The sequence below is a fragment of the Pseudomonas sp. PS02290 genome, from assembly GCF_029960075.1.
GTDB lineage: Bacteria > Pseudomonadota > Gammaproteobacteria > Pseudomonadales > Pseudomonadaceae > Aquipseudomonas.
The window spans coordinates 1-11,772 of sequence record NZ_JASCOY010000128.1; the positions used below are offsets into that span (position 1 = coordinate 1).

The 11,772-nt window shown below is 60.6% G+C and carries 10 protein-coding genes; 1 reads left to right on the forward strand and 9 read right to left on the reverse strand.

Annotated features, from left to right (window positions below; translation table 11 throughout):
* Positions 1 to 202: 202 nt before the first annotated feature.
* Both QMX88_RS26905 and QMX88_RS26910 read right to left on the reverse strand, forming a co-directional pair.
* Complete coding sequence (locus QMX88_RS26905) at positions 203 to 817, reverse strand: hypothetical protein (protein WP_192172106.1); 615 nt, start codon at positions 815 to 817, stop codon at positions 203 to 205.
* 218 nt (positions 818 to 1,035) lie between these two features.
* Positions 1,036 to 2,064, reverse strand: coding sequence for an alpha/beta fold hydrolase (locus tag QMX88_RS26910; protein ID WP_282373306.1), 1,029 nt, complete (start codon positions 2,062 to 2,064; stop codon positions 1,036 to 1,038).
* Positions 2,065 to 2,387: 323 nt separating this feature from the next.
* Between QMX88_RS26910 and QMX88_RS26915 the strand changes: the two genes are divergently transcribed.
* Complete coding sequence (locus QMX88_RS26915; RefSeq protein WP_282373307.1) at positions 2,388 to 4,127, forward strand: dipeptidase; 1,740 nt, start codon at positions 2,388 to 2,390, stop codon at positions 4,125 to 4,127.
* Positions 4,128 to 4,196: 69 nt separating this feature from the next.
* Here QMX88_RS26915 and QMX88_RS26920 read toward each other — a convergent pair whose 3' ends face one another.
* From QMX88_RS26920 to QMX88_RS26950, 7 genes are all read right to left on the reverse strand, one after another.
* Positions 4,197 to 4,502, reverse strand: a complete 306-nt coding sequence (locus tag QMX88_RS26920) for a DUF1883 domain-containing protein (protein WP_282373314.1) — start codon at positions 4,500 to 4,502, stop codon at positions 4,197 to 4,199.
* Between the two features lie 229 nt (positions 4,503 to 4,731).
* Positions 4,732 to 6,294, reverse strand: coding sequence for an alkyl hydroperoxide reductase subunit F (ahpF, locus tag QMX88_RS26925; RefSeq protein ID WP_282373308.1), 1,563 nt, complete (start codon positions 6,292 to 6,294; stop codon positions 4,732 to 4,734).
* A gap of 159 nt (positions 6,295 to 6,453) precedes the next feature.
* Positions 6,454 to 7,017, reverse strand: coding sequence for an alkyl hydroperoxide reductase subunit C (gene ahpC, locus QMX88_RS26930; RefSeq protein WP_065987199.1), 564 nt, complete (start codon positions 7,015 to 7,017; stop codon positions 6,454 to 6,456).
* 179 nt (positions 7,018 to 7,196) lie between these two features.
* On the reverse strand, positions 7,197 to 8,909 hold the full coding sequence (locus tag QMX88_RS26935; RefSeq protein ID WP_442969504.1) for an ATP-binding protein: 1,713 nt from the start codon (positions 8,907 to 8,909) through the stop codon (positions 7,197 to 7,199).
* A 105-nt stretch (positions 8,910 to 9,014) separates the two neighbouring features.
* On the reverse strand, positions 9,015 to 10,370 hold the full coding sequence (gene gorA / locus QMX88_RS26940) for a glutathione-disulfide reductase (protein ID WP_282373309.1): 1,356 nt from the start codon (positions 10,368 to 10,370) through the stop codon (positions 9,015 to 9,017).
* 136 nt (positions 10,371 to 10,506) lie between these two features.
* Complete coding sequence (gene galU, locus QMX88_RS26945) at positions 10,507 to 11,349, reverse strand: UTP--glucose-1-phosphate uridylyltransferase GalU (protein WP_192172113.1); 843 nt, start codon at positions 11,347 to 11,349, stop codon at positions 10,507 to 10,509.
* Positions 11,350 to 11,500: 151 nt separating this feature from the next.
* Positions 11,501 to 11,772, reverse strand: a 272-nt coding sequence (locus tag QMX88_RS26950) for a hypothetical protein (RefSeq protein ID WP_282373311.1), incomplete at its 5' end; no start/stop codon positions are given.

Here is an 11,772-nt window from a genome sequence, read left to right on the forward strand (position 1 = left end):
CCGCATGGATGCGGCGAGAGCGCCGTCAGGACATGGATGTCCGTTCGGCGCGGGCCCACGGAGCGGGACCGGAGTGAAGGAACCCGACGAAGTCGGGCCAAACCGAGAGCAAGCACCCTTGGTTACTTGGGGTGCTTTTCCAAGTAACTCGCCGAAGGCGAAACGCTCTGCCGTTAGGCAGAGCACCCGAGGCGCCAACAGATCAGGCCATTTCCGCCTTTGCCATGGCGATCCTGGTCTTCACCTCCCGCTCAGCGACCTGCTGATCCGTCTTCTGCTTCTGCAGCTCGGTCACCTGCTTGTCCACCGCTGCCTGCTCTTCCGGCGTCATGGCGTCGTATTCCGCCTTGCTGACACCCGTCAACCGCTGCCGCACCTTCTCCGCGTCGGTCTGGTTCATGTAGGACAGAAACTGATCCTTCACCGAACCCGCGCCGTCAGAACCCGCCGTGCCATCGCTGGCCGCCAGTTCATCGGAGACGGTCTTACTGACGCTGTCAGACGACGCGACCTGCTTGTCAGCGCTGGACACAAACGCCGCAGCCGCGGCTGCCTTGTCATCGTCCGTCACCGACGACGCCGTGTTGGCCGCCGCTGCTTTCAGGTTCACCATCATTTTGGCAAACGACTCGTCGTAGCCCTGCTTGCCGTCATTGCTGCTTTGCGCCGCGCCTTCACCATTGCTCGCAATCGCCGCCACGGGTGTGGCAGCGCCGGCCATGGCGCTGTTGTAGGCATCCGTGTCCGTCGTGGCGTAATGGGTGTGGCTTACAGCCTTCGACACGAACTGCTGGATGGCACTGTTGCCGATTAACATCTTTCACCTCCTGTTCAGGTTGTCCGATGTACCCCGACAGCAGCAAAACCGATGCCATACCGCCTGATCCACCTGAAAGGCCCGCCAGCACTGGCCTGCAGACCACGCGCCAGGGCGTGATGAGCCGCGTAATCGACAATGCTTGCCGTCTGCGGCAGGTTCTCGCCGCCGGCTTGCCGTACTGGCCAGTGCACCGCTGACAACCGGAGGCCGCCGTCCTATTTAAGGAACGCCTTCACCACCTCATTCACCTTGTCTGCTTCACACGCCGGCGCCATGTGCCCGCAATCGCTGTTGAGCACCAGCAACTGCGCGCGCTTTTGAGCGGCCAGCGCCTTGGAAGGCGCCGGGTCTACCATGCGGTCCCGTTCTGACGTGATGACTAACAGCTGCGCCTTGATCTTACCGGCCAGCGCGGCCATATCGCCCTGACGCAACAGATCAAAGGACGTCATCGCCTGCAATTGCCGGTACCAGTCGACCGTACTGAACGGCTGGCCACCTGTTGAAGCAGGAACGTTGCCGCCAGGCGCAGGCCTGTTCCCCGCCGGCTTGGCTGCAGCACGCTCCGGTGTCCATAGATAACCGTTGTGTACCGCCGTGAGCTGCTTGAACACCGTGCCCGGCCCATAGTTGCCGTTGTTCCAGCCCGGCGCGTGTTCGATGGCGGCAAGTTCTGCATTCCATGCCTGCAGATCGCGCTCGGTCGGGTGTGGCGTGCCAACGATGGTCACCACCTTGCTGGCGAAGTCCGGGTACATCACCGCCCACTGCAAGGCCTGCATGCCGCCCATGGAAATGCCGACGATGGCGTGGGCGTGATCGATGCCCAGGTACATGGCGAGCAAGCGATGCTGCGCCTTGACCATGTCGCGAATACCGAACTGCGGAAACTTCAGGCGCGGCGCGCTGAGGCTGTTGGACGGCGAGCACGACACGCCGTTGCCGATAGCGTCCATCGCCACCACGTACCAGCGATTGGTGTCGACCAACTTGCCGGGGCCGATCATGTCGCCCTGGTCGGACGTCCGCCCGGCGAGCCAGGTGGTCACCAGCACGACGTTATTGCGATCTTCTGCCAGGGTGCCGTAGGTGCGATAACCCAAGTCGCAACGGGTGATCTTGCCGCCGGTCATGTTCAACGAACCGATGTTCACACGCTGCTGCTCTGCCGCCTGGCAGATGCCTACACTCATCATGACCAGCAACGCACGCAGCGTCCGGTCAGCGTATTGACGCAGTTTCATGGAGTTCCTCAGTGAGATAGCCGGGCGTGGTAGCGCCTGAAAGGTTTGCGGCTACGGAAAACCATGTACATCAACACCATGCCGTCGCGCTGCGCCATCAGCGTAGACGGTTATGGCGTATGAGCGAGGCGGGTTCACGCCTATTTTTTCAGGCCATTCAATGGCCTGAGTCATTTACGGTTCTGCGCCGCTTTTCCCCTTGAAGGCGACAGATATCGCCATGAGGACTCCCCCTGCTCCACCGGCGATGGTAGCGTGCGGTGGTTTCTGATCGAATGATCAGACATTTCTCTCAACATGCCTGCCAAGGAATGCCCCACCCAATGGACTTTTCACTCAAAAAACTCGCCGCCGCCACTTTGATGTTCGCCGGCGTCTCCGCCTTTGCACCGGCTGCCTTTGCCAACCTCACCGCGCAACAGAGCAGCACGATTGTCGGCAGTCTCAAAGAAAACGCGGTCACGGATTTCCGCCAATTCCTCAAGACGATCAGCACCACCGACGTCGTCAAGGCTGCCGGCATCGAGCCAGCGATTAATGCCTTCCTCGGCAATAAAAAGCTGTCCGCCGATGAGCAGAACGATATCCATCGCCTGCTGGGGATTTATGCGCGGGTGAAATACGGCAGCGCCGCCACCGAAACTCTGCGCGAGCTGGTCGCCATTCCTACGTTCCAGACTGAAGGCGTCGCACAGCACGACAACCCGGCGTTCATCAAGATGGCCGAGAAAATCAAAACCCTCGCGCAGTCGTTCAACCTGACCTTCCGTAACATCGACAACCGCGTGTATGAAATCTCCCTTGAGGGCGCGGGCCCTGAAGTGGTCGGCATTCATGCCCACGCCGACGTCGTGCCGGTCACATTGGACAACTGGGTGCTGGCCGATGGCACTCGTCTGGATCCGTTCAAAATCACCCTGATCGGCGACCGCATGTACGGGCGCGGCACCGAGGACGACAAGAACGGCATCGTCGTCGCGCTCTACGCCATGAAGGTGATCAAGGAAGAAAAGCTGCCCCTGGCGCGCAACTTCAAGCTGCTGATCGACACCACCGAAGAAACCTCCGGCGACGCCATTCCCTACTATTTCGAGCGCAACCCGACGCCGGCCTACAACCTGGCGCTCGACGGCAGCTACCCGGTGGTCATCGCGGAAAAGGGCTACGGTACGGTCATGGCCAGCTTCGCCCGTCGCACCGCCGAAGGCACGGGCGCGGAAATCACTTCGATGACCGGCGGCATGGCCACTAACCAGATCCCGTCAAAATCGGTCGTCACGCTGGTGAGCGATCAACCCGCTGAACTCGCGGCCGAGTTGCAGAAAGCCGGCGCCGAGTACGCCCAGCGCAACGGCGGCAACTTCAAGGTCGACGCGGAAGTGGCCGGCAAGGACGTCAAGCTGACCGTCACCGGCGTGTCGGCGCATTCTTCCGAGCCAGAATCGGGGGTCAACCCGGTGGCGCGGATGCTCGATTTCATCAACGGCCTGGACGGTAAGGTCGCGCTCAAGCACAACGCGATCACCGACGCCGCGCGCTACGCCGCTGACAACTGGGGCCTGGACTACTTGGGCGCCAAACTGGGCGTCGGCTTCAGTGATGAGTTCATGGGCCCGCTGACGGCCTCGCTGACTTACGTGGCGATGGACGACAAGGCCTTCAAACTGGCAGTCAATCTGCGCGTGCCAAGGGGCAAATCACCGGAAGCGCTGAAGGCGGAAATCGCACAGAAGCTGACCGCTTGGACCCAGCAGAGCCATATCACGCCAGGCTTCAATTACTCGATCGCCGAGCCGATGTACCGCAATCCCGAGGGCGAGTGGGTCAAGGCGCTGTTGGCCGTGGCCACCGAGAACCTGGGCATGGAGCACAAGTTCGGCACTTCCGCCGGCGCCACGTCCGTGCATGAGCTGCCCAACGGCGTGCAGTTCGGTCTGGCTAAACCCGACGTCAAATACACCGGTCACACCGACGCCGAGTTCAAGACCACCGAGCAGTTCCTGCTGGACTTGCAGATCGTCACCGAGATGATGGGCCGCATCGGTCAGCTGCCGAAACTCTGACCCCCCTGCCCCAGGCCCGCTGCAATGGCGGGCCTGATTCGCGCCGCTGAATGCGCAGTCATCAGCCACTCAGTTTTGAAGCTTTGAGCCTGTCCGGCGCACGATTTTGATCGAGTGTTTGAGGTTGGGCTTGCGCGTCACACTGATCGCCCGTTGGGTGACCGTGTCCAGAGTGATGTTCCAGAAGCCGGTGCTGGGCACGACGATCTTCGCCGGAAAGCGGTCGAAGGCGCCGCCGTGATAAGTGTGGCGACCGCCGTTCTTGAAGCTGCGGAAGTTGGCGTCACTCATGAGGCGGATATTGCAGGCGTTCGAGGACTCGATCACCACGATGTCGCCTTCATTCAGGTGTTCGCGTTGGTGGATGAATTTCACGGGGGATCCCACGGCAGAGTTGAAAACGGGCGCGAGAATATCATGCAGGCCCGGCTCCACAAGGCGGGGTCGCCTAAATGACAGCACAAAAAAAACCTCATGATCGCTCATGAGGTTTTGCTTTTAGTGGGACCGGCTTTAGCCGGGAAGAGGCCGGTGTGTACGCCATCATTTTTGCGATGTGGCAACCGAAGTCTTCCCGGCTGAAGCCGGTCCCACTAATAAACCATCACGCCGGGGCGCTGGTGCGGATCAGGTGGTCGAAGGCGCTGAGGGAGGCTTTAGCGCCCTCGCCGACCGCGATCACGATCTGCTTGTACGGCACGGTGGTCACGTCCCCGGCAGCGAAAATGCCCGGAATGGACGTCTCACCGCGTTGGTCGATGATGATCTCGCCCCGTGGCGACAGCTCGACGGTGCCCTTGAGCCATTCAGTGTTCGGCAGCAGGCCGATCTGCACGAAGATGCCTTCCAGCTCAACGGTGATTTCCTCACCGGTGAGGCGGTTCTTGTAGCGGAGGCCGTTGACTTTCTGGCCGTCACCGGTGACTTCGGTGGTCAGCGCGCTGGTCAGGACCGTCACGTTGGGCAGGCTGTGCAGCTTGCGTTGCAGCACCGCATCGGCACGCAGGTTGGCGTCGAATTCCAGCAGGGTCACGTGGGAGACGATACCGGCCAGGTCGATGGCCGCTTCGACGCCGGAGTTGCCGCCGCCAATCACCGCGACGCGCTTGCCTTTGAACAGCGGACCGTCACAGTGCGGGCAGTACGCCACGCCCTTGTTGCGGTATTGCTGCTCGCCCGGGACGTTCATTTCACGCCAGCGTGCGCCGGTCGCCAGAATAACGGTCTTGCCTTTCAGCACGCCGCCGCTGGCGAACTTGACCTGATGCAGCTCGCCATTCTTGCCCGGAATCAACTGCTCGCCGCGCTGCAGGTTGATGACGTCCACTTCGTACTGCTTGACGTGCTCTTCGAGGGCGACCACTAGCTTCGGCCCCTCGGTATGCTGCATCGAGATGAAGTTCTCGATCGCCATGGTGTCCAGCACCTGGCCACCGAAACGCTCGGCTGCCACGGCGGTGCGAATGCCTTTACGGGCAGCGTAGATCGCTGCGGCGGAACCGGCTGGGCCACCGCCGACGACCAGAACGTCGAAGGCTTCTTTGGCGTTCAGCTTCTCGGCCTGACGATCACCGGCGCTGGTGTCGATCTTCGCCAGAATCTCTTCCAGGTTCATGCGGCCCTGGCCGAACAGTTCGCCGTTCAGGTAAATGCTCGGCACCGACATGATCTGGCGGTCGGTGACTTCTTGCTGGAACAGGCTGCCTTCGATGGCGACGTGCTGCACGTTCGAGTTGAGCACGGCCAGCAGGTTCAGTGCCTGAACCACGTCCGGGCAGTTCTGGCAGGTCAGCGAGAAGTAGGTTTCAAACTTGAACTCACCGGTCAGGCTACGGGCCTGCTCGATGGTTTCCTCGGAGGATTTGGACGGGTAACCGCCGACTTGCAGCAGTGCCAGCACCAGCGAGGTGAATTCGTGGCCCATTGGCAGACCGGCGAAGCGCAGCTTGATGTCCTGGCCCGGGCTGTTCAGGGCGAAGGACGGCGTGCGGGCATCGCTGCCATTGGTGTCCAGGGTGATCTTGTCGGAGCTGCTGACGATGTCATTGAGCAGGGCCAGCATTTCCTGGGATTTTGCGCCGTCATCAAGGGACGCAATGATCTCGATCGGGCGAGTGATCCGCTCCAGGTAAGATTTCAACTGAGCTTTAAGATTGGCGTCCAACATGGTTCGGCTTCCTTCTTCACTTTCAGGGTCTGGATCCGCTTCGGAATCCAGCGAGTTCTACAAAAAAAAACGCCCGAGCGATAACCGCCCGGGCGTTTTTTGGGGGCGATGCGGTTTACGTGCCTACGGGCTCATCGCCCCCGCTCCGGTCATGACGACTTAGATCTTGCCAACCAGGTCCAGGGACGGTGCCAGAGTGGCCTCGCCTTCTTTCCACTTGGCTGGGCAGACTTCGCCCGGGTGAGCAGCGACGTACTGGGCCGCCTTGATTTTGCGCAGCAGCTCGGAAGCGTCACGGCCAACACCGCCGTCGTTCAGTTCGACGATTTTGATTTCGCCTTCCGGGTTGATCACGAACGTACCGCGGTCAGCCAGACCTGCTTCTTCGATCAGGACGTCGAAGTTGCGGGAGATTTTCAGGGTTGGGTCACCGATCATGGTGTACTGGATTTTGCCGATGGCTGGCGAAGTGTTGTGCCAGGCAGCGTGAGCAAAGTGAGTGTCGGTGGAAACGCTGTAGATTTCGACGCCCAGTTTCTGGAACTCGGCGTAGTTGTCCGCCAGGTCTTCCAGCTCGGTTGGGCAAACGAAGGTGAAGTCAGCCGGGTAGAAGAACACCACAGACCATTTGCCTTTCAGGTCGGCGTCCGACACTTCTACGAAGTTGCCGTTCTTGAAAGCAGTTGCCGTGAACGGTTTGACTTGGCTGTTGATGATAGGCATCAGTGAATCTCCTGAGGGTTGTGGAAATGGGTGCTACAAATTCGATGGGGAGGATACTACGCAAAATCGTCGGCAAGAACTCATTGGCAAAGCTCATGCTAACGATTGGTTTTGACTATAAGGATGCTTTATTAATAGAAGACGTTGTTGAGGGACCGTCGGGGCCGGGGAAGGCGCGTTCAGTCTGACTCGATCAGGCTTCGCACGCGCACCGCAAGTTCATCGATGCTGAAGGGTTTGGTGAGCAGATCCATGCCATCGTCGAGAAAGTCGCCACGCACCTCGGCCTCTCGCGCATAGCCGGTCATGAACAGAACCTTCAGCCCGGGGCGATGCTGACGGGCCACCTCCGCCAGTTGACGACCATTCAAGCCTGGCAGTCCGACGTCCGTCACCAGCAGATCGACCGGATCGCTGCCCTGCAAGACCGGGAGTGCCTCATGGCTGTCACAGGCCACGATCACGCGGTAACCCAGCTCCTTCAGCACATCCACCACCAGCATGCGCACATCGGGCTCGTCTTCGACCACCAGCACGCGCTCGCCCTGACTGGCGCGAGGCGGCTCGATGCTGGGGTTCACGACGGGCGCACACTCTGCGGCAGCCTCATGACAGGGAAGCAGCAAATCGATCCGCGTGCCGCGCCCTTCTTCGCTGGAAATATTGACCCGGCCGCCGGTCTGGTTGATGAAGCCGTAGACCATCGACAGGCCCAGCCCGGTGCCCTGCCCGATCGGCTTGGTGGTGAAGAACGGATCGAAAGCCCGAGCGATGACTTCGCTGGACATGCCCATTCCGGTGTCCTGCACGCGAAGGCGCACGTAGTCGCCCGGCGCCAGCGCATCCTGCAACAGGGCAATGTGGGTCAGTTCAGTCTGGATCAGCAGCCTGCCGCCATCGGGCATCGCGTCGCGGGCGTTGATCACCAGATTGAGCAAGGCGTTTTCCAGCTGGTGCTCATCGGTGTTGGTCAGGCACGAGGTCCCGTGCAGATCGACTTCCAGCTCGATGCTTTCGCCGATGGTGCGGCGCAGCAACTCTTCCATCGACGCCACCATGTGATTGACGTCCACGGGGCACTGATTGAGCGACTGGCGACGGGCGAACGCAAGCAGGCGATGGGTGAGTGAGGCGGCGCGGTTGGCCGAGCCCATGGCGGCCTCGATGTAACGATCGATCTCCGACACGCGACCTGCGGCCACCCGCCGCTGAATCAGGTCCAGCGCGCCAAGCACGCCGGTCAGCATGTTGTTGAAATCGTGGGCGATGCCGCCAGTGAGCTGGCCGATGGCGTCCATCTTCTGCGCGTGGCGCAGGGCCTCTTCGGCCTGGGCGCGCTCGCTGATTTCGATTTGCAGGCGCTCATTGCTCTCGGCCAGTTCACGGGTACGCGCGGCGACACGCTGCTCAAGACTCTCGTTCAGCTCACGCAGCGCATCTTCGGCACTGACTTGCGCAGTGATGTCCGTGCTGGTGCTCAGCCAGTGGGTGATGCTGCCGCGGTCGTCGCGGATCGGCAACGCACGGGACAGGAACCAGCGGTACTGGCCGTCTTTGCCACGCAGCGGGAAGGTGTCTTCCCACAATGACCCAGTCGCGAAACAGCGCTGCAGGCGCGACTCGACTCGCTGGCCATGGTCAGGGTGATGCAACGATCGCCAGCCCAACGCCATCATCGCCTCGTACGAGGTGCCGGTGTAACTGTACCAGCGCTCGTTGTACCAATGGATGCGCCCGGCCGGATCGGCGATCCAGGCCAACTGACTCATGTTGTCGGCGAGGCTGCGAAACTGCCGCTCACTTTCCTCAAGCGTTTCGGTTCTGGAAAGCGCCTGGTCGTCAGGTCCTGCTGGATTCAAGGGCATGGCTGCCGAAAAACTCGTGCTGGTCAAAGAGTGGGTCCGTCCCTAAAAACAATGGCTCGTCCAGCTCCCTCCATGGAGGCCGGACCGTTCGCACGTGCCGCGCGTCGTTCAATCACGCGCGCGGCGCATGCCTTAACGCGTCGGTGTGCGCATGGTGACGAATTCCTCCGCCGCCGTAGGATGCACGCCAATGGTGTCGTCGAAAATCTGTTTGGTAGCGCCGGCCTTGAGCGCGATCGCCAGGCTCTGGATGATCTCGCCCGCGTCCGGGCCGACCATGTGGCAACCCAGCACGCGATCGGTTTTGGCGTCGACCACCAGCTTCATAAGGGTGCGCTCCTGATTGTCGGTCAGCGACAGCTTCATCGGCCGGAACTTGCTTTCGAACACCTGCACCTCATAGCCGTCCTTCATGGCTTCGGCCTCGGTGAGACCGACCGTGCCGATGTTCGGCAGGCTGAACACGGCGGTGGGAATGTGGCGGTAGTCCACGGGGCGGTACTGCTCGGGCTTGAACAGGCGCCGCGCGACGGCCATACCTTCGGCCAGGGCCACCGGCGTCAACTGCACCCGACCGATGATGTCGCCGACGGCGATGATCGATGGCTCGGTGGTCTGATAGTCACCGTTGACCTTGATGAAGCCTTTCTCATCCAGCTCGACGTTGACGGTGTCCATGCCCAGGTTATCGAGCATCGGACGGCGGCCGGTGGCGTAGAACACGCAGTCGGTGTTGAACGAGGTGCCGTCGTTCAGGTTCAGTTGCAAGGTGCCGTCGCCCAGCTTTTCGATGCTGTTGATTTCGGTCTTGAAGCGGATGTCCATCTCGCGCTTGGCGAGCTCTTCGTGCAGATGGGTGCGCACGCTTTCGTCGAAGCCGCGCAGGAACAATTCGCCGCGGTACATCAGCGAGACGTCAGCGCCCAGGCCGTTGAAGATCGAAGCGAACTCGACTGCGATGTAGCCGCCGCCCACCACGACGACGCGCTTGGGCATCTGTTCGAGAAAGAACACTTCGTTGGAGGTGATGGCGTGCTCGCGGCCCGGAATGTCCGGCACCTGCGGCCAGCCACCGGTGGCGATCATGATGTGCTCGGCCGTGTGAACCTGGCCGTTGATTTCGACTTCGTGGGGGCCGCGCAGGCGCGCATGGCCTTCCATCAGTGTCACGCCGCTGCTGTCCAGCAGCTTGCGGTAGACGCCATTGAGGCGGCTGATTTCACGGTTCTTGTTGGCGATCAGGGTGGGCCAGTCGAAATGCGCCTCGCCACTGCTCCAGCCGTAGCCTTTTGCCTGTTCGAAGTCTTCGGAATAGTGCGCGCCGTAGACCATCAGCTTTTTCGGGACGCAACCAACGTTGACGCAGGTGCCCCCCAGATAACGGCTCTCGGCCACGGCCACGCGCGCGCCGAAACCGGCGGAAAACCGCGCTGCGCGGACGCCGGCCGAGCCCGCGCCAATTACAAAAAGGTCAAAGTCGTAGCTCATGTGTCTCTCCCAAGCGATGCGCTAGCATAACCGCTTGAGCGCGCTCGGCAAGTTCCGCAGGACAGAAACGACAAAGCCACCCGAAGGTGGCTTTGTCTGACAGCACAGCTAGACGCTGACTACCGATACAGATGCATCACTGAGTCGATTTGCCGGTCTTGTAGAAGTGCTCGAAGCAGAAGTTGGTCGCTTCCACGTAGCCTTCGGCACCGCCGCAGTCAAAACGCTTGCCTTTGAATTTGTACGCCAGGACGTTGCCCTCGGCGGCCTGCTTCATCAGGGCGTCGGTGATCTGGATTTCGCCGCCTTTGCCTGGCTCGGTGTTTTCGATCTTTTCGAAAATGTCCGGGGTCAGGATGTAGCGACCGATGATGGCGAGGTTGGACGGAGCAACATCCGGTGCCGGCTTCTCGACCATGTCAGTGACGCGGAACAGGCCTGGTTTGATTTCTTCGCCAGCAATCACGCCGTACTTGTTGGTCTCGTTCGGGTCAACTTCCTGAATCGCCACGATCGAGCACTTGTACTGCTGGTGCAGCTTGACCATCTGCGCCAGAACGCCGTCACCTTCCAGGTTGACACACAGGTCATCCGCCAACACCACGGCGAATGCCTCGTTACCGATCAGCGGACGACCGCTCAGAATCGCGTGGCCCAGACCTTTCATTTCGGTCTGGCGAGTGTAGGAAAAGCTGCACTCGTCGATCAGTCTGCGGATGCCGACGAGGTATTTTTCCTTGTCGGTGCCCTTGATCTGGTGCTCAAGCTCGTAGCTGATATCGAAGTGGTCTTCCAGCGCGCGCTTGCCGCGGCCGGTGACAATGGAGATTTCAGTCAAACCCGCAGCAAGTGCTTCTTCCACGCCGTACTGGATCAGTGGCTTGTTGACAACGGCCAGCATCTCTTTGGGCATGGCCTTGGTCGCTGGCAAGAAGCGAGTGCCGTAACCGGCTGCAGGGAACAAGCATTTCTTGATCATATAAATCCTTGATGAGCTGGGGGTGTTGCGGCGCAGTCTAATGAGGCGGCGATAACCTTACAATGCCGCTACTGGCCGTTCGCTGCCTAGGTAGAGGAACGCTGACGCAGATAGTTCCGCAGATCGTTCCACCAATAGCTCAGCAACCAGCTCACTCGCCACGCTTCACCCACTGATTATTGGAATTCCATGCTGTCCTTCGTACGAGGGCATCCAGCACCGCGTAACCGCCGTTCGGTGACCTTCGCAAGCGTAGCCCTGTTCGCCATCGCGCGTGGGAAATTGTGCGATTGCCCTTTGGCATTTGCCGATTATCATGGGCGCCTGAATTACTAATCGAGACGAGTCGATGTCTGAAGTCAAAAGCGTGAACGGTTACCAGATCAAAAAGCTCCAGGACGGCCAGTGGTGGCTGGTCGGCCA